Origin of the sequence: Streptomyces sp. NPDC085900 (assembly GCF_044540925.1) — a bacterium.
In the GTDB taxonomy this organism is placed as follows: Bacteria; Actinomycetota; Actinomycetes; order Streptomycetales; family Streptomycetaceae; genus Streptomyces; species Streptomyces gilvifuscus.
In genome coordinates, this window is record NZ_JBITSP010000004.1 from 156,136 (window position 1) to 180,516 (window position 24,381).

The 24,381-nt window shown below is 72.1% G+C and carries 21 protein-coding genes; 10 read left to right on the forward strand and 11 right to left on the reverse strand.

The genetic code is table 11. The annotated features are described in order from the left end of the window. Positions 1–701 precede the first annotated feature (701 nt). The 3 genes from ACIGDI_RS14815 to ACIGDI_RS14825 all read right to left on the reverse strand — a co-directional run bounded on the left by ACIGDI_RS14815 (position 702) and on the right by ACIGDI_RS14825 (position 4,859). Complete coding sequence (locus ACIGDI_RS14815) at positions 702–2,837, reverse strand: putative bifunctional diguanylate cyclase/phosphodiesterase (protein WP_399895674.1); 2,136 nt, start codon at positions 2,835–2,837, stop codon at positions 702–704. Then, entirely contained in the window at positions 2,834–3,646 is an 813-nt protein-coding gene (locus tag ACIGDI_RS14820; protein ID WP_399895677.1) for an SAM-dependent methyltransferase, read from the reverse strand. The genes ACIGDI_RS14815 and ACIGDI_RS14820 overlap by 4 nt, the downstream gene beginning before the upstream one ends. A gap of 250 nt (positions 3,647–3,896) precedes the next feature. Then, the gene (locus tag ACIGDI_RS14825) at positions 3,897–4,859 is read right to left on the reverse strand and encodes an SCO0930 family lipoprotein (protein WP_399895680.1); all 963 of its coding nucleotides are present in this window, start codon (positions 4,857–4,859) and stop codon (positions 3,897–3,899) included. A gap of 747 nt (positions 4,860–5,606) precedes the next feature. Here ACIGDI_RS14825 and ACIGDI_RS14830 point away from each other — a divergent pair. The 3 genes from ACIGDI_RS14830 (at position 5,607) to ACIGDI_RS14840 (ending at position 7,258) form a co-directional block, all read left to right on the forward strand. Further along, complete coding sequence (locus tag ACIGDI_RS14830) at positions 5,607–5,735, forward strand: hypothetical protein (RefSeq protein ID WP_272174465.1); 129 nt, start codon at positions 5,607–5,609, stop codon at positions 5,733–5,735. A 16-nt stretch (positions 5,736–5,751) separates the two neighbouring features. Continuing rightward, positions 5,752–6,516 (forward strand): DUF4239 domain-containing protein, encoded by a 765-nt coding sequence (locus ACIGDI_RS14835; protein WP_399895684.1) that lies wholly within the window; start codon positions 5,752–5,754, stop codon positions 6,514–6,516. A 199-nt stretch (positions 6,517–6,715) separates the two neighbouring features. Then, positions 6,716–7,258 carry a hypothetical protein gene (locus tag ACIGDI_RS14840; RefSeq protein WP_399895687.1) on the forward strand — a complete coding sequence of 181 codons (543 nt, stop codon included), beginning with the start codon at positions 6,716–6,718 and terminating at the stop codon, positions 7,256–7,258. A 96-nt stretch (positions 7,259–7,354) separates the two neighbouring features. Here ACIGDI_RS14840 and ACIGDI_RS14845 read toward each other — a convergent pair whose 3' ends face one another. Next, positions 7,355–7,849, reverse strand: coding sequence for a hypothetical protein (locus ACIGDI_RS14845; RefSeq protein ID WP_399895690.1), 495 nt, complete (start codon positions 7,847–7,849; stop codon positions 7,355–7,357). A gap of 333 nt (positions 7,850–8,182) precedes the next feature. On the opposite strand from ACIGDI_RS14845, the gene ACIGDI_RS14850 reads away from it, so the two are divergent. Continuing rightward, positions 8,183–8,842, forward strand: a complete 660-nt coding sequence (locus tag ACIGDI_RS14850) for a class F sortase (protein WP_399895693.1) — start codon at positions 8,183–8,185, stop codon at positions 8,840–8,842. 30 nt (positions 8,843–8,872) lie between these two features. Here ACIGDI_RS14850 and ACIGDI_RS14855 read toward each other — a convergent pair whose 3' ends face one another. Further along, complete coding sequence (locus ACIGDI_RS14855) at positions 8,873–9,709, reverse strand: polysaccharide deacetylase family protein (protein WP_399895696.1); 837 nt, start codon at positions 9,707–9,709, stop codon at positions 8,873–8,875. Between the two features lie 94 nt (positions 9,710–9,803). Next, positions 9,804–13,082: a bifunctional lysylphosphatidylglycerol synthetase/lysine--tRNA ligase LysX gene (gene lysX / locus ACIGDI_RS14860; RefSeq protein ID WP_399895699.1), complete on the reverse strand. Its 3,279-nt coding sequence runs from the start codon at positions 13,080–13,082 to the stop codon at positions 9,804–9,806. Between the two features lie 89 nt (positions 13,083–13,171). On the opposite strand from lysX, the gene ACIGDI_RS14865 reads away from it, so the two are divergent. Continuing rightward, positions 13,172–13,633: a universal stress protein gene (locus ACIGDI_RS14865; RefSeq protein WP_058921629.1), complete on the forward strand. Its 462-nt coding sequence runs from the start codon at positions 13,172–13,174 to the stop codon at positions 13,631–13,633. Between the two features lie 13 nt (positions 13,634–13,646). Here the strand turns inward: ACIGDI_RS14865 and ACIGDI_RS14870 are convergent, their stop codons facing one another. Continuing rightward, positions 13,647–14,462, reverse strand: coding sequence for an alpha/beta fold hydrolase (locus tag ACIGDI_RS14870; protein ID WP_399895703.1), 816 nt, complete (start codon positions 14,460–14,462; stop codon positions 13,647–13,649). Positions 14,463–14,519: 57 nt separating this feature from the next. Here ACIGDI_RS14870 and ACIGDI_RS14875 point away from each other — a divergent pair, with 57 nt between their 5' ends. Beyond that, the gene (locus tag ACIGDI_RS14875) at positions 14,520–14,999 is read left to right on the forward strand and encodes a MarR family winged helix-turn-helix transcriptional regulator (protein ID WP_399895706.1); all 480 of its coding nucleotides are present in this window, start codon (positions 14,520–14,522) and stop codon (positions 14,997–14,999) included. A 1-nt stretch (position 15,000) separates the two neighbouring features. On the opposite strand, the gene ACIGDI_RS14880 is transcribed toward ACIGDI_RS14875, so the two are convergent. After that, positions 15,001–16,152 (reverse strand): CapA family protein, encoded by a 1,152-nt coding sequence (locus tag ACIGDI_RS14880; protein ID WP_399895709.1) that lies wholly within the window; start codon positions 16,150–16,152, stop codon positions 15,001–15,003. Positions 16,153–16,384: 232 nt separating this feature from the next. Here ACIGDI_RS14880 and ACIGDI_RS14885 point away from each other — a divergent pair, with 232 nt between their 5' ends. The 3 genes from ACIGDI_RS14885 to ACIGDI_RS14895 all read left to right on the forward strand — a co-directional run bounded on the left by ACIGDI_RS14885 (position 16,385) and on the right by ACIGDI_RS14895 (position 18,417). Then, positions 16,385–16,930: a sigma-70 family RNA polymerase sigma factor gene (locus tag ACIGDI_RS14885; protein WP_058921633.1), complete on the forward strand. Its 546-nt coding sequence runs from the start codon at positions 16,385–16,387 to the stop codon at positions 16,928–16,930. A gap of 173 nt (positions 16,931–17,103) precedes the next feature. Then, a complete protein-coding gene (locus ACIGDI_RS14890; protein ID WP_390626900.1) occupies positions 17,104–17,616 on the forward strand; it encodes a hypothetical protein in 513 nt (170 codons plus the stop codon). 150 nt (positions 17,617–17,766) lie between these two features. After that, on the forward strand, positions 17,767–18,417 hold the full coding sequence (locus tag ACIGDI_RS14895; RefSeq protein ID WP_399895714.1) for a zf-HC2 domain-containing protein: 651 nt from the start codon (positions 17,767–17,769) through the stop codon (positions 18,415–18,417). Between the two features lie 27 nt (positions 18,418–18,444). On the opposite strand, the gene ACIGDI_RS14900 is transcribed toward ACIGDI_RS14895, so the two are convergent. Together ACIGDI_RS14900 and ACIGDI_RS14905 are read right to left on the reverse strand one after the other, a co-directional pair. Next, positions 18,445–19,308 carry an Fpg/Nei family DNA glycosylase gene (locus ACIGDI_RS14900; RefSeq protein ID WP_399895718.1) on the reverse strand — a complete coding sequence of 288 codons (864 nt, stop codon included), beginning with the start codon at positions 19,306–19,308 and terminating at the stop codon, positions 18,445–18,447. A gap of 49 nt (positions 19,309–19,357) precedes the next feature. Next, positions 19,358–21,424: a SpoIIE family protein phosphatase gene (locus tag ACIGDI_RS14905; protein WP_399895721.1), complete on the reverse strand. Its 2,067-nt coding sequence runs from the start codon at positions 21,422–21,424 to the stop codon at positions 19,358–19,360. 174 nt (positions 21,425–21,598) lie between these two features. Here ACIGDI_RS14905 and ACIGDI_RS14910 point away from each other — a divergent pair, with 174 nt between their 5' ends. Beyond that, complete coding sequence (locus tag ACIGDI_RS14910; RefSeq protein ID WP_399895724.1) at positions 21,599–23,023, forward strand: lipase maturation factor family protein; 1,425 nt, start codon at positions 21,599–21,601, stop codon at positions 23,021–23,023. A 10-nt stretch (positions 23,024–23,033) separates the two neighbouring features. Here the strand turns inward: ACIGDI_RS14910 and ACIGDI_RS14915 are convergent, their stop codons facing one another. Beyond that, the gene (locus ACIGDI_RS14915; protein WP_399895727.1) at positions 23,034–24,290 is read right to left on the reverse strand and encodes an alpha/beta hydrolase family protein; all 1,257 of its coding nucleotides are present in this window, start codon (positions 24,288–24,290) and stop codon (positions 23,034–23,036) included. Positions 24,291–24,381 lie beyond the last annotated feature (91 nt).

The window sequence follows — 24,381 nt, forward strand, 5'->3', positions numbered from 1 at the left end:
CGCGGGCCGCCTCCCGACCCGAGGGCGAGAAACGGGAGCGGACCGCCCACCCGCTCCGACGACCCGGACCGCCGCCCGGCCCGGAAGGGCGAAGGACCGGAACGGACACCGCCGCCGCCCGGTCCCGAGGGGCCGAAGGTCCGGAACGGACGCCTCCGCCTATCCCGGACCGGCCGAAGGATGAGAACGGGCCGCCTTCCTTCCCGTCCGGGACCGGCCGAGGCGCGGGAACAGACCGCCCCCGTCCCGAACGACACAGCGGCCCGACCCCGGCCGGAGGGGCCGAAAGCCCGGAACGGACGCCTCCGCCGTTCCGGAGCAGGCCGAGGGGCGGAACGGACCGCCACCCGTCCTGAACCACTCGGGCCGCCCCGGCCGGAAGGACCGAAGGTCCTGCCGCCCCGGCCGGAAGGACCGAAGGTCCAGAACGGACGCCGCCGCCCGGCCCGGACCAGCCGAGGGACGAGAACGGGCAGCCGCCGCAGTCCCGGACCGGCCGAAGGGCGAGGACGGACCGTCGCTCCCGCCCCGGACAGGACGGGAGGCGGGAACGGGCCGCCGCGCCCCTCACCGGACAGGACGGGAGGCGGGCATGGGCCGCCGCTCCCCCCGCCCCGCCCCGGCCGAGAGGCAGGCAGGCACGGACCGCCACCGTCCCGGACCGGCCGCGCCGTCGGTCGCCGGATCCCGGCGCCGACCCGTCAGCCCGTTGCGTCGACCAGTGCCAGTTCGTGCAGGCGGTCCGGTGGGCCCGGGCGGGCGTAGTACCAGCCCTGGGCCGTGTCGCAGCCCAGTATCCGCAACTGCTCGGCCTGGGCGCCGGTTTCCACGCCCTCCACGGTGACCGCGAGGTCGAGGCTGTGGGCGAGCGAGACGATCCCCTCGACGATCTTGAGGTCGACGGGGTCGGCCGGGAACTGCTGCATGCCCTGGGTGAAGGAGCGGTCCAGCTTGAGGATGCTGACCGGCAGGCGGCGCAGGTTGGCCAGGTTGGAGTAGCCGGTGCCGAAGTCGTCGAGGGCGATGTCGATGCCCATCTCGGCGAGCCGGCGCAGGGGTTTGAGCAGGTCGTCGTCCGCGCCGATCAACGCCGACTCGGTGACCTCCAGGCACAGGGCGTCCGGTTCGACGCCCGCGCGTTCCAGGATGTCGACGGTGTCCTGCACCAGCCCGGGGTGGGTGAGCTGGCAGGGCGAGAGGTTGACGTTGATGCGCAGCGGGCCCGCCTGGTCGTGCCGTTCCCGCCACTCCCGGGCCTGCCGTACCGACTGCTCCAGCACCCAGCGGCCGAGCGGCACGATGAGGCCGGTGTGTTCGGCGAGCGGGATGAAGCGGTCCGGGCCGAGGACGCCGTGCTGCGGATGCAGCCAGCGCACCAGGGCCTCGGCGCCCCGGACGCTGCCGTCGCCGAGGTGGACCAGCGGCTGGTACTCGATGAAGAACTCGTCCCGCTCCAGCGCGGCCGGCAGAGCGGTGGTCAGGCCGTGCCGGGTGATGGCGCGGGCGTCGGCCTCCGGGTCGGCCAGTTCGAAGCGGTTGCCGCCCGCCGACTTGGCCCGGTACATGGTGATGTCGGCGCTGCGCAGCACCTCGGCCGGGCTGCGCTCGCCGGCCGGCCCCTCGACGATGCCGATGCTGCCGCGCACGGTCAGCTCACGGCCGTCGATGCTGATGGGGGCGAGCAGTGCGCCCATGATGCGGGCGGCGAGGTCGTCGACCCCGCGCTGGGTGTCGGGGCCGGTGGTCAGCGCCACGAACTCGTCGCCGCCGAGCCGGGCGACCATCTCGCCGGGCGCGGTGGCGCAGGACTGCAGGCGGTCGGCGACCTCGACGAGCAGCCGGTCGCCGGCCGCGTGGCCCAGGCTGTCGTTGACGGTCTTGAAGCCGTCGAGGTCGAGGTAGCACAGGCCGAAGCGCTGGTCGCCGCCCGCGCCGAGGGCCTTCTCCAGGCGCTCGAAGAAGAAGGTGCGGTTGGGCAGGCCGGTGAGCGCGTCGTGGGTGGCCTCGTAGCGCAGGCGGAGGTTGAGCAGCCGGCGCTCGGTGGTGTCCTCCATGAGGGCGAGCTGGTACTGCGGCTTGCCGTCGGCGTCGCGCAGCAGGGAGACCGTCAGGTTGGTCCACAGGACCGTTCCGTCAGGGCGGTAGAAGGCTTTTTCGAGGTGGTAGTGCTCGCGCTCGCCGCGGACGAGCTCCTCGTACAGCGTCCAGGTCTGGGGCGCGTCCTCGGGGTGCGTCCACTCCTTGACGTTGCGGGTGCGCAGGGCGTCCTCGGGGATGCCGAACATGCGCAGCAGGGCGCCGTTGACCTGGAGGATGTTGCCGTCCAGGTCGGCCATGCCGATCCCTATGGCCGCGCCCTCGAAGACCGCGCGGAAGCGGGCCTCGGTCGCGTGCAGCGCCTGTGCCACCACGCCCTGCGCCTTCAGAGCGGCGGCGGAGATCGCCTCCTGCTCGGCGAGGGTCCGCTCGCGCAGCTTCTGGGCGAATCCGGCGGCCATGGCGTGCTGCAACCGGGCGCATCGGGCCCGCAGTTCCTCCCGGTCGCCGTCCTCGCCGCAGTAGAGCACCAGGTAGGCGTCGACGCAGTCGAGGGTCCGGCTGAGCGCCTCGGGGTCGGTGCAGTGGGCGGAGACGAGGGCGGCGCCCACCGCCCTGCCCTCGTCCGCGTCGAGCGGCCGTGCGTGCAGGGCCCGGCTCAACCGCCGGGCCAGCGGCAGGAGTTCCTGCTCGAACTCCGGCCGGGTCAGCGACGTGGAGGTCACGGGGAACACCGCCCGGCTCCAGATCGTCGCGAACCGGCGCAGTCTGTCCTCCGGCCCGTCCGGCTCCGCGGTCACGCCGTACGCCCCACGCCGGCGAACCCGGAGAAGGCGTAGGGATCCTCGTCCTCGGGCGCCGTATCCGGCCGCCAGTGCGGCATCGGCACCAGTCCCGGTTCCACCATGTCGTACCCCTCGAAGAACCGCGCGATCTCGTCGCGCGAGCGCATGATCAGCGGGTTGCGAATGTCCTTGTACACGTCCACCGTGCCCGCGGCCCGCTCCGGGGAGAGCGGGATTCCCTCGTACGAGGCATGGGTGAGGATCAGCATGCTGCCGGGCGCGAGCGCGTCGCGCAGCTGGGCCACCGCCTCGTACGGGTCGTCCTCGTCCTCCACGAAGTGCAGTATGGCAACGAGAAGCAGCGCCACTGGCCGATTCAGGTCGATCAGGCGCTCAACTTCGGCGCTGGCGAGGATCTCCTGCGGCTTGCGGAGGTCGGCGGCGACGACACCGGCGTCGTCGTTGCCCTCCAGGACCGCCTGGCTGTGCGCGACGGCCACCGGGTCGTGGTCGACGTAGACGACATGCGCGCCGGGGCTGGCGTTCTGGGCCACCTCGTGGACGTTGCCGAAGGTCGGGATGCCTGAACCGACGTCCAGGAACTGGGTGATGCCCTCTCCGGCCGCGAACCGCACCGCGCGGCGCATGAACGCCCGGTTCGCCTGCATGATCTTGGGCAGGCCCGGCATGTGCTCCATCGCCTTGCGGGCCGCCTCCCGGTCGACCTCGAAGTTGTGCGAACCGCCCAGGTAGAAGTCGTAGATCCGGGAGACGCTCGGCACCGAGATGTCGATGCTCCGTGGGGCCCAGGCGGGACGTTCCATCTATCTCTCCAGGGGCGTAGGCGATCCGGTGTTCGAGCTGAGGCTACTGATCGCCTGCCAACGGGGCGAGCCGAAACGGAAATTGACCGTCCGTTCCCGGTCACTGCCTGCGGCACGTGCCGCATTCGCCCGTCGAAAAGCGGCAAATCGCCGCGCACGAAAAGCGGTCCGCCCCCTCCGTGCGGTGCGGAGGGGGCGGACCTGCGATCGAACGCGCGTGGAGGTGCGGTCAACCCTGGGGAGGTGACGCCTACTTCTTCGGCGCGCCGATCGGCTTTCCGGAGGGGGCCATGACGTACCAGGTGCCGCCGACGCCCTGGCCGTTGGTGTCCCCCGGCTCGGTGTCGCCGGAGAAGGTGTACGCCGGCCAGCAGTCGACGGTCATCTGCTTGACGCCGTCGGGGCGGGTGAAGCCCATCAGGCCCTTCTTCTCGATGCCCTTGGTGTCGTTCGGGGCGACCGGGGCGACGGCCGGCCACTTCTCCAGGCAGGCTCCGGTGCAGTTGGAGATGACCTTCGGCCAGGCCACGTCCTTGACGAAGCGGTAGACCGTCATGCCGTTCTTGTCGACGACGATCTCGCCGAGCTTGGGGTCCTTGCGGACGGACAGGCCGGGCAGGCTGGCCAGGGAGGCCTTCTTGCCGGTCGGGGCCAGCGCGAACCACTTGCCGCCGACGCCCTGCCCGGTGACGTCCCCCGCCTTGGTGTCCTTCGCGTAGCGGTACGCGGGCCAGCCCCCGATGGTCAGCTGCTTGGTGCCGTCGGCCCGGGTGACCTCGCCGAGCAGGGACTTGTCGATACCGGCGCCGGCGGAGGCGTCGTCGGCGGGCACGGGCGGCCAGGCCTTGGCGCAGTCGCCGTCGCAGTTGGACTTGGGGGGCTCGGCCGTGTCCTCGTCGTAGCGGTAGAGGGTCAGGCCGGCGCCGTCGGTGAGCACCTTGCCGAGCTCCGCGTTGTCGGTGACGGCGAGCTTGCCCGCGGGGCCGCTCTGGCCGCCCGCGGCCTGCTGTCCGTCGGCGCCGTAGCCGTTGCCCGGGCTGGCGCTCGCGCTCGTACCGGCGCCCACGCTGCCGTATCCACCGGCCGGGGCCGTGGCGCCCACGTTCTGGCTGCCCACCGAAGAGGTGCCGCTTTCCTGGCCGCACGCGGTCGTAAGGGCCAGCATGGCCGCGGCGCCCACCACGAACGAGGCGCTCCGCCAGGAGGTCTTCATCGTCAACAACTCCCCATGATCACAAGGGTGTTGCAGCGCCCTGCTGCGCCGCCGCACGAGCATGGGTACGCATGAGACCTGCGGTTGTGTTCAACCGTCTCACAAATTTCTTTCCGCAACCCGCGCCACCCGCACGCCGACTCGCACACGAGTGCGCGTCACGGGCCCCACGGGGTTACGTCGATCAAACCGCCGCACGCCGCCATCCCCCGTTCGGGCCAAGTTGCGCGCACGTCGGCGTGTGGCGGCCCCGCAGGCCTCATGATCTTCGTCGTGCATGGACCCGAACCGACCCAAACCGCCCTTGCCGCAAGGCTGTTGACGCTGGCCGCGTTGACCTGGCTGCTCGTCGGGGCCCCGGCCGGCAGCGCGGCCGCCGACGCCTGCGCCTACGCGTCGACCGGCCCCGACGGCACACAGGCGGTGGCGGTCGCCGGGAGCCTCTCCTGGCCGACACCCCCGGCATGCCCGAAGCCCACTCCGCCCCCGCCGCCGCCTCCGACCCCGCCCTGCCCGACGCCGACGCCCACCCCCACGCCACCCCCGGCTCCGAGCCCTCCCCCGGCCCCCGAACCCCCGCCCCCCAGGCCGAAACCCACGCCGAAGCCGGTGCCACCGCCACCGCCCCCACCACGCCCCGCCGCACCGCGTCCGGCCCCGCCCCCTCCCCCGCCGCCCCCCGCCCCGGCTCCGCCACCCGCGCCGAAGCCGTCGCCCAAGCCCACCCCGCACCCGTCCGCGACCCCCGTGAGCTATCCGCGCTACCGGGCGCCCGCGCCGCACCGGCTCCGCCACGACGGCCCCTCGCCGCTCACCTTCGTCCTGCTCATCACCGCGCCCGCCGCGATCGCCGTCGCCGCGCTGCGCCCCCGCTGATTCCTGGAGGCACCTCTTGCCGGATTGGCTTGTTCTCACCCTCGCGATGCTGGCCGCGTGCGTCGTGGTGGTCGTCATCACCGTCGTACGCCACAAGGCCGCGCCCGAGGACGAGGACCCCAGCGAGACCCCCGACGTCATCGAGTACATGACCATGTGGATCGGCGTGGTGTACGCCATCGTCCTGGGCCTGGCCATCGCCGGGGTGTGGGAGGGCCGCAGCGCCGCCCAGGACCACGTCCAGACGGAGGCGGTGGCGCTGCACGAGATCTCGGAGCGGGTGCGGGTCTATCCGCCCGACGTCCGTGACCGCATCCGGGAGGATGTCAACGCCTATGTCGGACAGGTCGTCGACACCGAGTGGAAGACGATGGCCGACCACGCGAAGACGACCGCGCGCGGCGACGAACTCTTCGACCGCGTCCGCCACGACGTCACCGACTACCAGCCGGGGAACGACTTCGAGGCGCAGGCCTACCAGCCGCTGCTCGACCAGGTGACCACGGCCGCGCAGGCCCGCAGCGCCCGCACCGACTCCCTCGGGGCGACCATGCCGGGCGTGGTGTGGTTCGGGCTGCTGAGCGGGGCCGTGATCACCATCGGCATGGTCTTCGCCCTGCAGATCCGGCGCACCGCGCGCGAGCTGGTCCTCGCCGGGCTGTTCTCCGCCCTGATCGCCTTCCTGCTCTTCCTCATCTGGGACTTCGACGCGCCCTACAGCCGGGGCATCACGGCGTCCGCCGCCCCTTTCCTCAATCTCTTCCCGCACCTGAACGGCTGACAGTCACTCACCCGACGGGCCACCCGGACAAAGGGACCACGCCGTGCGTGTCCCCTGGGTGGCCCAGTGTTTTGCCCCATTCGCCCGACTGAGATCGCGCGGGCGCACACATGTTCCTAGCGTTTCGGTCATCGAGGTGCATTTATGGCGCAAGCGGAAACGGTCCGCAGCTGCTCCTCGGGGACCCGGAGGATTCACCATGCGCGCGATACGCGTCGCTTCGGCCGCACTGCTGGGCGTCGGCGCCCTCGCCTTCTCCGCAGCGCCCGCCGCCGCGAACGGCGGCGGCAATGTCACGCCGTTCGGCTTCAGCGTCCTGCCCACGACCATCGCGGCCGGCGGGCAGATCACCTTCCGGCTCGACAGGGACAGCGGCGGCTGCAAGGGGTCGGTGACCGTCTCCTCGGCCGTCTTCGACACCGTCACGATCCCGCGCGGACGCTCGTCCGGGACGGCGACGGTGGACGTGGACGCCAAGGCCATGGCGGTGTACCAGGTGACGTTCAGCTGCGACGGGATGAGCGGGTCGACGGATCTCACCATCGCCGGAGGCAGGCCGGCGGGCCCCACCCCGGTGCCGATCAACCCCGTCAACCCGGACCGGGGCGTGCACGCGGGTGAGGGCGGCAGCGTCGCCGGGTTCGACCTCCGGGAGATCGGTCTCGGCGCGGCACTGATCGCCGGCTCCGTCGGGGCGGCGTACCACTTCTCGCGGCGCCGCGGCCACGAGGACGGCGCCTGACCGGGACCGGTCACGCATGCCCCCGCCCCGGATCCTGGCCAGGATCCGGGGCGGGGGCCGTTCCACGTGCGATCCGCGCTCCGAAGGGGGAGGCGGTCAGATCCGCCTCTCCGCCCTGCGGCGCATCAGGAAGACCCCGCCGCCGACGACGGCCGCGGCCACCAGCCCGCCGCCGATGGCCATGTCGGTCGGGGTCGCCCCGGTGGAGGAGCTGCCGCCCAGGCCGCCACGGACGCCGCCGATCACGGTGTAGGCGGTCGGGTTGGTCAGGGTCTGGCTGCCGCAGGTGACCGTGATGCTGTGCGAGCCGGTGCGGGCGTTGGTGTTGACCGTCGCGGTGCCCCTCGACGTGTTGCTGTTCCCGACCCGGTTCAGCGTCGTGGACGGGAACGCGTCGGAGGTCGCCACGGCCAGCCCCGGGCAGCCGTCGACGGTGATGGTCAGCTGCCCGCCACGGGCGATGACGCTGGGCAGGGCAACGAGGTTGCTCAGGGTGATGGGCATGCCGTCGCGTGCGACGGCCGTCGGGGCGGCGAGCCCGAGGGTGGCGACCACGGCGGCCGAGGCCGCCAGGGCACGAGTGGTACGCATGTGATCCTCCGCGGAAGACGCCCCGGGTCCCGTCCCCGGTCGATCGGCGAGAAAGCGCCTCCCAGAAAGACCCTCAGTTGCCGTGCGGCGGCCCGCATTTCGGCGATGGTCCGTCCTGGTGAGAGGACACGCCGGACGACAACCGCACAATCGGATATCTCCGCAGGTCACGGACCGTCAGAAAATTCCTGGGAGTGGCAACTCGGATGGCGCACCGGCAACACGCGGGGCCACCCGTTCGGCTTGTGCCCCGTCGCCGGTCGCGTGCGCGGGACTTAGCGTTCTCGTATGCGCGAATGACGTGGCGACGGCCGCGTCGAGAGGGGAAGTCGAATGTCTGCGTTCGAGCTGGCCGAAGAAGAGGAGCAGCCGAAGAAGCGCGCTCCTTGGGGCGTGATAGCGCTTGTTCTGCTGACCGGCCTCGCGCTCATTCGGAACGGGTCGGGAGAGTTCGACGTGGGTCCGCCGCAGCCCGCCTCGGCGGCCGCGGCGGACAGCCGTGTCCCCGGCGGCACCTTCGCCAAGGTCCAGGCGTTGCCGTACGCCGTGCCCGACCGGGTCAGGATCCCCACGATCCGGGTCGACGCGCCGGTCATGCCGGTGGGCCTGGACTCGGACGGCTGGGTCGGCGCGCCGCCGCCGGAGGACCCGAACCTGGCGGGCTGGTTCACCGGCGCGGTGTCGCCCGGCGAGAAGGGCACCGCGGTCGTCGTCGGCCACGTGGACAACAAGTCGGGCCCCGCCGTTTTCTACGGACTCGGGGCCCTGAAGAAGGGAAATCGCATCGAGGTCGCCCGTAAGGACGGAAAGACGGCCGTGTTCGAGATCTACGGCATCGAGGTGTTCGCGAAGAACAACTTTCCCGGGGACCGCGTCTACGGCTCCAAGGGTGAGCCGGAATTGCGGGTCATCACCTGCGGGGGCGGTTTTTCGAAGCAGCACGGATACGACGGGAATGTCGTCGTCTTCGCCCGCCTGGCCGAGGTCCGCTGAGCGTTCCCCGGCCGGGCGGGCGGAATCCGCTCAGGCGTAGCGGCGCCTCGGCACGGTGAGGTGGTAACCGGAGTCCAGCAGGTGCGGCAGATACCGCCGCAGGGCCCGGACGCTCTGGGAGCGGTCGCCTCCGGCGTCGTGCGAGAGCACCACGACGCCGGGGGCGGCGCCGTCCTCCACGTGGTCGACGATGACGCGGGTGCCCGGGGTGGTCCAGTCCTCGGTGTCGACCGTCCAGGCCATGGGCTCCATGCCCAGTTCGGCCTCGATCTGGAAGACCGAGCGGTTCCACGCCCCGTACGGCGCACGGAACCACAGCGGACGCTCCCCGTAGGCCTCCTCGATGACCTTGCTGGTGCGCTGCAGCTCCGAGTGGATCCGGCTGCGGCTCAGCCGGGTCAGCAGGGGGTGGGACCAGGTGTGGTTGCCGACGACGTGGCCCTCGTCGGCCATCCGGGCCAGCAGGTCCCGGTTCCAGTCGGCCTGCTCCCCGCACACGAAGAACATGGCGCGGACGTCGTGCTCGGCCAGGGTGTCCAGGATGTGCGGCGTGTAGCGGGGGTCGGGCCCGTCGTCGAAGGTCAGCACCATGGTGCGACCACGCCCCGAGATGCGCAGGAACGGCTCGTGCCGCACCGCGGTACGGGCGGCCGTCCGTTGCGGTGGTCCGTACCCGGTCAGGGGCTGGAGACGGTAGGCGGAGGGGGAGAGCATGGGTCGTGCCTGCGCGCCGGCGGCGGAGGCGGCCGTGCGCGCCGGTTCGTCGCCCGCGCCCAGCGTCAGCGCGCCGGCGGTGCCCGCGGCACCCAGAGCGGCGGCGCCGGCGATCAGCATTCCGCGCCGCGTGAGGAACTGATCCTTCTTCATGACTCATCAGTCGCCCGGCGGAAGGCCGACTCCCACAGCGACACCGCGCCGGCGGCGGGAAAGCACCCGCTCGGCCCAACGGGAGGGGGCACGGTCAGCGGCGTCGCACCAGCGGGAAGGGCAGCGTCTCCCTGATCGTGCGGCCGGTGAGGAACATGACCAGCCGGTCCACGCCGATGCCGAGGCCGCCGGTAGGCGGCATCGCGTATTCGAGGGCGTCGAGGAAGTCCTCGTCCAGTTCCATGGCCTCGGGGTCTCCCCCGGCGGCGAGCAGGGACTGGGCGGTCAGCCGGCGGCGCTGCTCGACCGGGTCGGTCAGCTCCGAGTAGGCGGTGCCCAGTTCGGTGCCGAAGGCGACCAGGTCCCAGCGCTCGGCGAGCCGCGGGTCGGCTCGGTGCTGCCGGGTGAGTGGGGAGACGTCGGTCGGGAAGTCCTTGTAGAAGGTGGGCAGCTGGGTCCTGTCCTCGACCAGCCGTTCGTACATCTCCAGTACGACGTCGCCGCGGCCGTCGTCGGGGGTGTACGGCACTCCGGCGCGGTCGCAGATCCGCCGCAGCGCGGGCAGTTCCGTGTCCGCGTCGATCTCCTCCCCGACGGCCTCGGAGATCGCGCCGTGGACCGTCCTGACCGGCCACCGGCCGGAGATGTCGTACTCCTTGCCGTCCTTGCGGGCGACGGGTGTGCCGAAGGCGGCGGTGGCGGCGCCCTGGATCAGTTCGCGGGTGAGGTCGAGCATCACGTCGTAGTCGGCGAAGGCCTGGTAGGCCTCCAGCATGGTGAACTCGGGGTTGTGCTTGTAGGAGACGCCCTCGTTGCGGAAGGTGCGGCCCAGCTCGAAGACCTTCTCCAGGCCGCCGACGCACAGCCGCTTGAGGTACAGCTCGGGGGCGATGCGCAGGTACAGGTCGAGGTCGTAGGCGTTGATGTGGGTGGTGAAGGGGCGGGCGTTGGCGCCACCGTGGATCTGCTGGAGCATCGGTGTCTCGACCTCCAGGTAGCCGCGGTCCAGCAGTCCCTGCCGCAGGGCCTGTACGGCGGTGGAGCGGGCGCGCACGAGTTCGCGGGCGTCGGGCCCGGAGATCAGGTCGACGTGGCGCAGCCGGACCTTGGCCTCGGGATCGGCCAGGCCCCGGCGCTTGTCGGGCAGGGGGCGCAGGCACTTGCCGGTCAGCAGCCAGTCGGTGACGAAGACGGTGGGTTCGCCCTTGTCGCTGACGCCGGCCCGGCCGGTGGCGGTGATGTGGTCGCCGATGTCGGTGTCGGCGGTGAACCGGTCGAGCGCGGGACCGGACTCCGAACGGGTCAGCGCCAGTTGGTGATCGCCCGACCAGTCGCGCAGGACGACGAAGACGATGCCGCCGAAGTCGCGGACGAGCATGATCCGGCCGGCGACGGTGACGTGCTCGCCCTCGGGGACGTCGGCGAGGGCGTGGGTGCGGGCGGGGACGCCCACCGGGTAGGGGTCGATGCCCTGGGCCCGCAGACGGTCCAGTGTGCGGTGCCGGACGCGGACCTGTTCGGGCAGGCCGGCCGGCGAATCGTCGGGCCCGGCCTCGCCCCCTCCGTCGAGGCCGAGCGCCGACAGCGACGGCAGGCCCTCCGTCGTGGCGGGCCTGGGCGCACCCTTCGAGTGCCCCTTTCCCCAGAGTTTGCGCAACGACGGGACGGAAACGAAGCCTTCGGCGATTCCGGAGGCCAGGCCGATCCGGGCGAGGGCGCCCGCGTCGCCGTAGCAGATGAAGCGCGGGTACCACTGCGGGTGGTACTTGGCGTTGGAGCGGTAGAGGGCCTCCAGCTGCCACCAGCGGGAGAAGAACAGCAGCAGCCGGCGCCACAGCCGCAGGACCGGTCCGGCGCCGATGCGGGAGCCTTCCTCGAACACCGAACGGAAGGCGGCGAAGTTGAGGGAGATCCGGCGCACTCCCAGCTTCGGGGCCGCGGCGCACAGTTCGGCGACCATGAACTCCATGACGCCGTTGGGGGCGGTGCGGTCACGGCGCATCAGGTCGAGGGAGACGCCGTCGCGGCCCCAGGGGACGAAGGAGAGCAGGGCGAGCAGGCGGCCGTCGCCGCCGAGGGCCTCCACGAGGAGGCAGTCGCCGTCGGCCGGGTCACCGAGGCGGTCCAGGGCCATGGAGAAGCCGCGTTCGGTCTCGGTGTCGCGCCAGGCGTCGGCCTTGTCGACGATCTCCTCCATCTCCGCGTCGGTGAGGGCGGAGTGGCGGCGGATGCGGCTGGTGGCGCCGGTGCGGCGGATGCGGTGGACGGCCTGCCGGGTCACCCGCATGTCGCGGCCGTCGAGGTCGAAGTCGGCGACGTCGAGGATCGCCTCGTCGCCGAGCTCGAGCGCGCCGAGGCCGGCGCGGGCATACGCCCTGGCGCCGTCCTCCGAGGCGCCCATCGCCGCCGGCGCCCAGGCGTGCCGGCGGGCCACGTCCTGCCAGGCGGCGATGGCGTGCGGCCAGGCCTCCCGGTCGCCGACCGGGTCGCCGCTGGCCAGGCAGACGCCGGCCTCCACGCGGTAGGTGACGGCGGCCTTGCCGCTGGGCGAGAAGACGACGGCCTTGTCGCGGCGGGTCGCGAAGTAGCCGAGGGAGTCGTTCTCGCCGTAGGCCCCGAGCAGGGCGCGGATACGGGGTTCCTCGTCGCCGTGCAGGGCGGATTCCATGCGCTGGGAGCGGAACAGGGTGGCGGCCGCGTTGAGGAGGGCGAGGGCGCCGAACAGGCCGAGCAGGAAGTACAGGGCGCGGGGCGGGCGGCCGTCGAAGGAGCGGGCGGAGACCAGTCCGCCGCAGACCCGGTTGGCGGCCCACAGCAGGCGCTGGCCCCAGGGCAGGGTGCCGGGGAAGAGCTCGACCAGGCCCCAGCCGGCGAGGATGCCCAGGGCGAGTCCGGCGATCAGGACGCCGACCGCCCGGCGTACGGCGGCGCGGCGCGAGGCGGCGTAGAACTCCCGGCGGGCGACGATCAGCACGACGAGCAGGAGTCCGCAGACGACGAGCGACGGAAGGGCCTCGGCGTACAGGCCGAGCAGTACGTCGACGGCGTCGTCGACGACCAGCAGCCCCAGGTAGACCACGACCAGCCACCAGGCGACCTTCTTGCGCGCGGCGGTCGCGCCGGCCAGCAGCAGGAGGAAGACGGCGTAGGCGAGGTTGGCGCTGACCGGGACGGTGATCAGGTCGAGGAAGCGGACGATCGGCCGCAGCAACAGGCGCAGGGGCGGGATGAGGGCGAGCAGGACGCAGAGGACGGCGAGGGCGCCGAAGAAGGTCGCGAAGGCCTCCGGCACCTTGCTCATCGGGCCGCTTCGGGGCTGCGGTGTCGGGCTCGTCGCTTCCTTGCGCGCGGAGGCCTCCGCCGTGGCACTCATGTACCGACTGTAGGAAGTTCCCGGCCACCACGCTCCCCCAGAGGTCCCGCGCACCGGGCGGACCTGGGCCTTCCGATAACCTCACAGCCGTGACGGAACAGCACTCGCACCAGTTCGAGCGGGGCACCGACGGGCCCAAGGTCATCGTCGTCGGCGTGGACGGCTCCGACTCCTCCCTCCGGGCGGCGGCATATGCCGGAGGCCTGGCTCGGCGTCAGCGGGCGCTGCTCGCCGTCGTCTACGTCCAGCCGGTGATGGCGGCGGGCGCCGCGATGGGGGCGCCGGTGGCGGAGACGACGGACGAGATCGCCGAGGACCTGGTCAAGCAGATCCGCGAGGCCACCGAGCGCACGAAGGGGATATTCGACGTGCGCTGGGAGTTCCACACCTTCCGCGGCGACCCCTACGGCGGTCTGGTGAAAGCCGCGGACGAGCTCAAGGCGGACGCGGTGGTGGTGGGCGCCTCGGAGCAGGCGGGCCATCGGATCGTGGGGTCGGTGGCGGTGCGGCTGGTCAAGGCGGGGCGTTGGCCGGTGACGGTGGTGCCGTAGCACCGGCGGGGGGTCAGAGTCCGCGGAGGAAGTCGAGCAGGATGCGGTTGAAGGTCTCCGGCTTCTCCATGTTCAGGTAGTGGCCCACCCCCTCGATGGTCTCGGCGCGCCCGTCGGGGACGGCCTGGGCCAGTCGTTGTGCCGCGTCGAGGAGTTCGACGGGCTCCAGGCTGCCGTTGACGGCGAGCACGGGGACGTCGATCTTCGGCAGGCGGGACCAGGAGTCGGTCACCCGCACCAGCCAGTCCGTCTCTCCGGGCGTGTGCTTCGACATCGTCCGGAAGGCCATCTCCCGCAGCCGGTGCCCGATGTCGGGGTCGACGTCGTCGGCGCCGCGGTGCTCACCCGGCACGACCCGCAGGAAGGCGTCGAGCCACCCCTCGAGGTCGCCGGCGCCCAGGGTGCGCGCGTACTCGGCCTGGATCCCCCGCGTCCAGTCGTCCGTGTACTGCCAGTCGCCGGTCGCGGCGCCGCAGGTGACGACCGCCCGGACCAGCTCGGGGTGCTCCAGCACCGTGTCGGTGGCGATCACGCCGCCCATCGAGACGCCCACGACGACCGCGGGACCGACGTCGAGGTGGCGCAGCAGCGCGGCGAGGTCGTCCGCCCAGCGGAAGGGGCCGGTCGCGTTGGCGGAGGAGCCGTGGCCGCGGGTGTCCGGGGCGATCACGCGGTACTCGGCCGCCAGCGCCGGTATCTGGTCCCGCCAGACGCGGTGGTCGACGTATCCGGGGTGGAGGAGGACCACGGGGTCGCCGGAGCCGATGTCGAGGTAGGCGAGGTCGCCGTCGGAGGAGGGGAAGAAGCGGAGATCCGAAGCAGCAGTCATGACAACCAAGGTGTCATCTTGCGGAGATTTTGGCAACCAAGGTGTCATGATGGTCGGGTGAACGACAGCGACGACCCCCTCGCCCCCGACGAGCTGGGCCACCGCGTCGCGGAGGTCTTCGACCTGGTCGGCCCGCTCTACCGGCGCGCCCTGCGCAAGCTGGAGCAGGGCGAACCGGCCGAAGGCGCCTCCGTCGGGGTGCGCTCGGTGCTGGATCTGCTGCGGCTGAGCGAGCCGATGACGGTGCCGCAGATGGCCCGCGTCCTGGCGCTGAGCCGGCAGTTCGTCCAGCGCATGGTCAACGACGCGACGGCGCGCGGCTGGACGGAGGTCACGCCCAACCCCGCGCACCAGCGCTCCTCCCTGATCCGCCTCACCGAGGAGGGCAGGGTGGCCATCACCGCGATCCGCGCCCGCGAGCGGGCCCTGAACCAGCAGGTCGGCGGCGGCCTGACCGACGCCGAACTGACGGCCTGCACCAAGGTGTTGCGGGAGATGCTCAAGCTCTTCGAGCAGGCCGACACCGACCAGGAGTGACCTACTTCCCCATCACCAGGCCGTCCTTGGCCGCACCCCGGCCGAGGACGACGTCCCGGATGCGGTCGCGCACCCCCTGCAGGCCGGCGCCCTGGCCGATCGCCCGGTTCAGGTCGACCACCCGCCCGGCGTCGACGTCGAACATCTGCGGGATGAACTCGGCCCTGGTCACCTCCCAGCGCCCGCCCGGGCGGGCCGGCGGCGCGAAGGTGAAGCGGCCGAGGGTGGACTGGTCGCCGCGCGGGTCCTGGACACCCTGCTGGTTGTACATCTCGCCGGCGATCTGGTCGCCCATGCCGTAGATCACCCAGGTGCCGTTGACCTTCTCGTAGGCCTGTGGGACATGGGCGTGGGTGCCGAGGATCAGGTCGATGTCGGGGCGGCCGCCGGTGCGGGAGGCGGTGAGCGTGCGGGCCAGGTCGAGCTGCTGCCGGTCCGGTTCGTCCTGCCACTCGGTGCCCCAGTGCAGGGAGACGACGACCACGTCGGCGCCGGCCTGCCGGGCGGCCCGGGCGTCCGCGACGATCCGGCCGGGGTCGATGAGGTTGACGGCCCAGGGCTCGCCCGCCGGCATCGGGATGCCGTTGGTGTCATAGGTGTAGGCGAGGTGGGCGACCTTCGCCGGGCCCGCCTGGAGGATGGTGACGGTGTGCGCCTCGCCCTCGGTGCGCGCCGAGCCCGCGTGCCGTACGCCCGCGCGGTCGAGGGCGTCGAGGGTGCGGCCGATGCCCGCGGCGCCGTCGTCGAGGCTGTGGTTGGAGGCGGTGGAGCAGCCGTCGTAGCCGGTGGCGGCGAGGCCTTGGGCCACTTCGGGCGGGGACTTGAAGACGGGGTAGCCGGTGTAGTCGCCGTTCTCTCCGTAGACGGTCTCCATGTGACACAGCGCCAGGTCGGCGCGGGAGACGATGGGTTTGACCCCGGCGAGCATAGGACGGAAGTCGTAGCGGCTGCCGCCTCCGTCGAAGCGCGCACGGTCGATGATGGAGGAGTGCGGGAGGACGTCGCCGGAGGCGACGAGTGTGAATCCGCGTGCGGGGGCCGGGGCCGGCCGTCCGGCCCGGGGCGCCGCTTCGTGGTGCTGGGCCTGGCAGGCGGCGCCCCCGGCGAGGACGGCCGTGAGGGCCAGGGCAACCTGCTGTCTGCGTGCAATCATCAGCTCACCCCACTGTGGTCATATTTACTGACAAAAGGTACGAACTGGACGACTCCGTCCCTGGCTTCGACCCGCCGATTAGCCCGTCCGGCACGCGGGAGGGCGATCCGGCCCTGTGTGAACGGGCCGTCACGGACCGTTCGTCGTACCGTTCGTCGACGCGATCGACCGTCCGCCGCAGATCCCGGCGCGGCCCCTGTCCCGAATCCGCCCCCTGCGATGCCATACGCGCATGACGGCCGGAACCACCCTCACGAACGGGACGACCGCCGAGCACGAGCTCGCCGCACTGCAGCGGGAGCACGGCCGGCCCCTCTTCGCGCTCCTGCTCCGGCTCTGTGACGGCGACCGGCAACGCGCCGAGGACCTGGTGCAGGAGACCCTCGTGCGCGCCTGGCAACACCCCGAGGCGCTGCGCGCCGACGACTTCGAGTCGGTACGGCCGTGGCTGATGACCGTGGGACGGCGGCTGGCCATCGACGCGCGGCGGGCCCGGCAGGCTCGGCCGGCCGAGGTCGGCGACGCGATCCTGGAGAACTCGCGGGTGATCGCCGACCACGCCGAGCGGGCCGCCGCCGCGCTCGACGTGCGCGAGGCTGTGAAGACACTCACTCCCGAGCATCGCGAAGTCCTGGTGCTCGTGTACTTCCAGGGGGCGAGTGTGGCGGAAGCCGCCGAGGCCCTCGGAATCCCTGCCGGTACCGTGAAGTCCCGCGCGTACTACGCGCTGCGCGCCCTGCGCCGGGTGCTTCCCGGATATGCGGCCGACCTGCGGTGAAACCGACGGCTCAGTCAAACCTCCGTAAAGCGCCTTGCTGAGGACCCCGGTTGAGTAATCGGCTGTCCTCATCCGTGTTCCGGATGGGAGCGCGGCACCGGGAAACCGGCGCCGCGGTCCCAGGGCCCGGGTGCTCGGGCAGACGCGCACGCACCGGAGGAAGGCAGGAAGGGATGCTGGACAGAGGTCAAGAGAGCACGGACGGCGCCGGCGGGGAACTGGTCGTCCCCATGGCCTGGTTGTACGCCGAGTACATCGCCGACGAGCTGTTGCGCACGGGCGACCTGATGCCGCCGACATCCATGGAGTTCCGCGCCGGGCGCGACGCCCTGGCCCTGACCGTCTTCCTCTCGGACACCGACGGCGAACTCTCCGGTATCCGGGTGGTGTCCCAGCTGGAGACCTGGCTGTCGCTGACGGCCTACGACCAGCCGTGGCAGGACTGGGTGCGTGAGCGGATGGCCGATCTCGGCGCCGTGGCGGCCGCTTCGGGCGGGCCCGCGCCCGACCTGGAACTCGCGGCGGCGGCCTGGCGCTGGCTGGAGGAGACCGAGTTGCTCGCGCCCGATCTGAACGCGGTGCCCGGCGGCGCCGTAGGGGTCGGCGAGGACGAAGGTCCGAAGGTGTGGACGAAGGCGTGGCAGCTCGGACTGCCCCTCGGTCATCTCGCCATCCACCTTTTTTAGCCGTGTTTCGATCCGGACCAATCCTCGTGCCGGGCCGCTCCGAATCCCTTGGTTGCGATTCCCCTGAGTCTTGAGTGATTCGGCGGTCTGGTCCGTACCGGTGGGAGCAAGGAGTAACCCAACCCGCACCCAACGGCACGAGGTTTCGGCATGAGGTCCCAGGAGAGGCATCGCGACGTCGCCGCGTACGCGCTCGGCGTGCTGGACGAGGCGGACGCCTTCCGCTTCGAGGACCACCTCATGGAGTGCGCGCGCTGCGCCGCTCACGTGACCGAGTTCGGGCCCGTCACCCGGCAGATGATGCTGTACCGCCGGTCGACGCCTCGGTTCGTGAGCCCCATGACCAGCCCCGGCCCCCAGCTGCTCGACAAGCTGATGGCCGCGGTGGCCAACCGGCACCGGGCGACGCGGCGGCGTTTCCTCTACGGCCTGGCCGCCTCGGTCGCCATCGCCGCGGCCGCCCCCGGCATCATGATGCTGGCCAACGGCGGCGACGGCGCCGTGAGGATGGCGGCGACCGACGCGAAGACGGGCGTGTGGGCCCAGGTGACGACGGCGGACGCGGACATGGGCAGCAATGTGGAGCTCGAGGTGAAGGACGCCGCGGGCCCGCGGGCCTGCCGGCTGGTCGCCGTCGGCCGCGACGGCTCCGAGCAGATCGTGACCAGTTGGACGGTCCCGGACCACGACGCCCGCCCGATCACGATGCGGGGCAGCACGGCCATGCACATCGCCGAGATCGCCCGCTACGACCTGCGGACGGCGCAGGGCCAGCACCTGGTGACGCTGGACGCGCACTGAGCGGGCGGCCCTCCCCCGGCCCGCCGCCTACTTCAGCAGCCGCGACATCCTGCGGTCCGCCAGCGGCTTGCCGCCCGTCTGGCAGGTCGGGCAGTACTGCAGGGAGGAGTCGCTGAAGGAGACCTCGCGGATGGTGTCGCCGCAGACCGGGCAGGGTTCGCCGGTGCGGCCGTGGACCCGCAGACCGCTCTTCTTCTCCGCCTTCAGCCGGCCCGCGGCCAGGCCCCTGGAACGCTCGACCGCCTCGGTGAGGGTGGTGCGCAGGGCCTCGTAGAGGCGGGTGGTCTCCTCCGGAGTGAGGGACGCGGCCAGTTTGAACGGGGACATCTTCGCCGCGTGCAGGATCTCGTCGCTGTAGGCGTTGCCCACCCCGGCGATCAGGCTCTGGTCGCGCAGGGCGCCCTTGATCTGGCGTCGCTCGGACTTGAGGAGCTTGGCGAACGCCTTCTCGTCGAAGGTGTCGGCGAGGGGATCCGGACCGAGCCGGGCGATGCCGGGGACCTCGTGGGGGTCCCGGACGACGTAGACCGCGAGACGCTTCTGGGTGCCGGCCTCGGTGAGGTCGAAGCCCTCGCCTGTTTCCAGGGCCACACGCAGGGCGAGGGGGCCCTTGCCGGGGCGGGGCGGGCCGTCGGGCAGCCGGTCCCTCCACTGCAGCCAGCCGGCGCGGGCCAGATGGGTCACGAAGTGCGGGCCGCCCTCGGTGGCGAGGTCGAGGAACTTGCCGTGCCGCCGCACGGCGCCGACCTCCCGGCCCTCGACGGCGGAGAGCGGGGGGTCGTACGTCTTCAGGACGCTGATCGCGACGGGCAGCACCCGCACCATCTCGTGTCCGACCAGGTGCTCGGTCAGGAAGTCCTTGAGCGCTTCCACCTCGGGGAGTTCCGGCATACGTCCAGGGTGCCACCCGGCACCGACAGCGCCAGGCGGACCGGCCGGGTCACGGCATCAGGAACTCGCACCACACGCACTTGCCGCCGCCCCGCGCCTCCACACCCCACACGTCCGTGAGCAGGTCGACCAGGAGCAGGCCCCGCCCCGAGACGCCCGACTCCCCCGCCTCGCGGCGACGCGGCAGGGCGCTGGAGGAGTCCTCCACCTCCACGCGCAGCCGCCGTTCGCTGCCCGTGAGCACCCTCAGGGTGAGGATCGCGGAGCCCTCGGTGTGCATGAGCGCGTTGGTGATCAGCTCGTCGGCGACCAGTTCGATCTCGTCGGCACGGTCCCTCGCTCCCCAGGCGCGGACCGCGGCCCGGATCATGTGGCGGGCCTCGGTGAGCGCCTCGGGGTCGCCGGGTGCCACGTGCTGCTGGAGCCGGCCGCCGGAGCGGGGGGCGTCCAGGCCGCGGCGGCGCAGCAGGAGCAGGGCGACGTCGTCGTCGCCGCCGCGTTCCTCGGCGACGTCGATGAGGCAGTCCGCGAGGTCGCGTACGTCGTCCGGGCCGGCGGCGATGAGGGCGGTGAGGGTCCGCATGCCGTCGTCGAGGTCGGCGCCGGGCTGCTCGACCAGGCCGTCGGTGCACAGCATCAGGGTGTGACCGGGGTCCAGTTCGATGGTTCCGACCGGGTACTCGAGGCTGCCGAACTCGGCGGACAGGCCGAGCGGAAGGCCGCCCGGGACCGGGATGCGGTGACAGCCGCCGTTCTCGTCACGGATCAGCGGGTCGATGTGGCCGGCCCGGACCACCTGGACGACCCCGGTGGACAGGTCGGCCTCGGCGTACAGGCAGGTCGCGAAGCGGTCGGTGTCGAGTTCGTGGAGGAAGACCGAGGCGCGGGCCATGACGGTGGCCGGGGTGTGGCCCTCGGCGGCGTAGGCGCGCAGCACGATGCGCAGCTGGCCCATGACGGCGGCCGCGTGCGTGTCATGGCCCTGGACGTCGCCGATGACGGCACCGACCCGCCCGCCGGGCAGCGGGATGAGGTCGTACCAGTCGCCGCCGATGTCCCGGCCGAGGGAGGCCGAGCGGTAGCGGACGGCGACGTCGGCGCCGCGGACGCTGGGGATCGTGCGCGGCAGCATGGCCTGCTGGAGGCCGGTGGCGAGGTCCTTCTCCTGTTCGTAGAAGGTGGCCCGCTGCAGACTCTGCGCGATGCTGCTGCCCAGGGCGAGCAGGACGTCGCGCTCGTCGGGCGAGAAGCCGCGCCGGTCGCTGTAGAGCAGGCCCATGGCGCCGATCGGGCGGGCCTGCACGATCAGCGGCAGATAGGCGGCCGCGGTGATGTCCAGGTCGGTGATGTGCGGCCACAGGATGGGGTAGCCCTTGGCGAACTCCTCGGGCGACTCGATGAAGCGGGGCTTGAGGGTCCTCACGACCTCGCTCATCGGGTAGGGCTCGTCGATCCGGGTGACGAGGGTGCCGGGCACGAAGCTGCCCTCGGGGCCCTCGGCGATCAGCCGGATGCGGCCGGCCTCCACCAGGCCCATGACCAGGCTGGTGGCGCCCAGGTGGGTGAGGCCCTGGGTGTCCTTGAGGACGTCGATCACGTCCTGCACGGTGCGGGCGTGGGCGAGTGCGGCCGTGGTGAGCTGGACGACGCTGGACTGGTCGCGCCGGGCCTCGTCCTGGGCGGTCCGCTCCTCGTGGGCGGCGAGCTCGGCGAGTTCCTGGGTGGCGTCGCGGACGATGCCGATGATGCGGCGCGGGCGGCCCGTCTCGTCACGCCGGATGTAGCCCTGGGTGTGGGTCCAGCGCAGGCCGCCGTCGCGGCGGCGGATGCGGAAGTAGGCGCCGTAGTTCTCGCTGCCGTCCTTCATGGCCTGGGCGACCAGGGCGTCGAGACGGTAGGCCTCGGCGGGCGGGACCCGGACGGAGAGGTGCTCGGGGTGGCCGTCGTACTCGTCGGGGCGCAGGTCGAAGACCTCGTGGGCCTGGGCGTCCATGTGGAAGAGGCCGGTGTCCAGGTCCCAGTCGAAGCTGCCCATGCGGTTGAGCGCCAGGATCGGAGCCGGGTGGGCGTGCCAGTCGTCCGGGAGTGACAGGGCGCTCGCTCCCCGATCAACCATGGAGCCACCTTGCCAGGGTTTGCCCGAATCTTCGACCGGGACGACAGGACGTGTTCGTCGTATTTCGTTCCACGGCCGTGCCGCGATCACCACTCGGCTTACACAGGCGGAGGATGGTTACACGGAGCGTGACATGAGGTTCCGGCGCGACACTGGAGTGAGGAGCGCACGGTCGTGGACTGGTTCACCGCACCCGAGTACTGGACGAGCCGGCTGGTCTTCCAGCGGGCTCTGGCCGGCGTGTACTTCGTGGCGTTCCTTTCGGCGGCCCTTCAGTTCCGGGCGCTCATCGGCGACAGGGGCATGTTGCCGGTCCCCCGTTTCACCGCCCGGGTGCCCTTCCGGCGTGCCCCCAGCCTCTTCCTGCTCCACTACTCCGACCGATTCTTCGCGGCCTGTGCCTGGACGGGCTGCGCGGTCGCCGCCGCGCTGGCCGCGGGCCTCGACTCCCGACTCCCGCTGTGGGCGGCGATGTTGCTGTGGCTGCTGCCCTGGCTGCTGTACCTGTCGATCGTCAACGTCGGCCAGACCTGGTACGCGTTCGGCTGGGAGTCCCTGCTCCTGGAGGTCGGCTTCCTCGCCGTCTTCCTCGGCAACGACGAGGTGGCCCCGCCGATCGTCGTGCTCTTCCTGCTGCGCTGGGTGCTCTTCCGCGTCGAGTTCGGGGCGGGACTGATCAAGATGCGCGGCGACGCCTGCTGGCGGAAGCTGACCTGCCTCGACTTCCACCACGAGACGCAGCCGATGCCGGGCCCGCTCAGCTGGTTCTTCCACCATCTCCCGGCGCCCGCGCACCGGGTCGAGGTGGCCGCGAACCACGTCACCCAGCTCGTCGTGCCCGTTCTGCTGTTCGCCCCTCAGCCGGTCGCCACGGCCGCCGCGTCCCTGATGATCGTCACCCAGCTCTGGCTGGTGCTGTCGGGCAACTTCTCCTGGCTGAACTGGATCACCATCGTGCTGGCCGCGTCCGCGCTCGCGCTCCCGTCCGACGCGCCGTCGTCCGTGCCGGCCGCCCCGCTCTGGTACGAGGTCCTGGTGTCGGCGGTCGCCGCACTGCTCGTCGCGCTCAGCTACCGTCCCGTCGCCAACATGGTCTCCCGCCGCCAGATCATGAACCGCTCCTTCGACCCGCTCCATCTGGTGAACACCTACGGCGCGTTCGGCAGCGTCAGCCGGGTCAGGTACGAGGTGGTGATCGAGGGCACCGCCGACGACGTGCCCCGCGAGGACTCGGACTGGCGGGAGTACGAGTTCAAGGGCAAGCCGGGCGATCCCCGGCGCCGGCCGCGCCAGTTCGCGCCGTACCACCTCCGCCTGGACTGGCTGATGTGGTTCGCGGCGCTCTCCCCCGCCTACGCCGAATCCTGGTTCGGCGGGCTGGTGGAACGGCTGTTGGAGAACGACCGCGACACACTGCGGCTGCTGCGCCGCTCCCCGTTCCCGCCGGATGAGCCACCGCGCTTCGTACGGGCGCGGTTGTTCCGCTACCGGTACACGAGCTGGCGCGAGCTGCGGGAGACCGGGGCGTGGTGGGAACGGACCTATGTCCGCGAGTACCTGCCGCCGACGCGGTTGGCGGGGGTGGCGCAGCGGTCCTGAACGGGGCCCGTCAGGCGTGCCGTCGCGGGAACGGGCGCAACTCCGGGTACCGGCCCGACATCCCGTCCAGCAGGCCGTCGTCGTCCCGGCCCCGCAGCCAGCGGTCGAAGAAGGCGGCGAGACAGGCCCGTTCGGCGCCGATGGCATGCCTCGGCGGGATGGTGCCGATGTTCGCCACGACCGTCTTCCGGGGCAGGCCCAGCCGGTGGGCGATCTGCGGGATCAGCGCCTCCGCGTCGGTGTACGTCGCGTGCTCCGCGCCCCGCAGGGTCAGGCCCCGGTGCCGGCCGCGGCTGTTGCGCCACAGCGCGTCCCAGGACGGCACCGCGTCCAGGTCGTTGCCGTCCATGCCCATCAGCAGGAAGGGCCGGTCCAGGCCGTCGGCGGCGACGGTGGAGAGGTTGCCGGGCGTGCTGTCCTTCTGGACGTAGGCGAGGACGCCGTCGAGGTCGGCCGCCGCGGCGATGCGCGGGTCGTCGTGCATCGCCTGCAGCGCGGTGAAGCCGCCCGCCGACTGGCCGAACATGCCCACGCGGTCCATGTCGAGGGCACCGCGCAGCTCGCCGGGGAGCGCGCCGGGCAGTGCGTCGAGGAGGAAGCGGGCGTCCGCCACGCGAACGGCCAGCGTCTTGCGCAGGAGGGCGGTGATGCGGTCCTCGTCCGGGTACGCCTTGTCGTACTCGGCCGGCAGGACGGTCTTCTCGACGCGCCCGTCGGGGAACTGGACGGCCACGGCGTCGTAGGTGTGGTCGAGCATCACCACGACATGGCCCCGGGAGGCGAGGTCGTCGCAGAGCGTGGTGCCCAGGGATCGCGGGTCTCCCGCACCGGGCGAGTAACAGATCACCGGGCGGGGGGACTCGCAGCGGTCGATCGGGGCGCCTTCGTGGGCGTGCGTGCGGGTGGCCGACCAGTCGACGGCGTCGGCGGGCACGCCGGTGAAACTGTTGAGGGCCGCGAAGGCGGCAGCCTCGCCCGGGAGCATCTGCGGCGCGGCCGGGTGTCCCTCGACGGCGCGGGCCGGGTAGCGGACGCTGACCATGAGCTCCCGGTACGGCCGGGCCGGGACCCAGGGGTCGGTGCGGGTGCGGTCGACGAGGCGCAGGGAGACCGTCCCCACGGGGTGGGGCCCGCTCGGCGGCGGCAGGGTCGGCTTCAGCGGGCCCGTCGTGCGGGGGGCCGCGGACGCGGTGCGCGCGGTGGTGCCGGGCAGGAGGGTCGTGGCGGCGGCGACGGCCGAGAGCAGGGCGGCACGGCGGGTCGGCATGGCGGGGCCTCTTCGTCTGTCGGGTCGGCGGTTTCTGCGACCCCTCCAGGGTTGTGGATCAAGACGGCCGCCACCATCCGGTGGGCCGGTC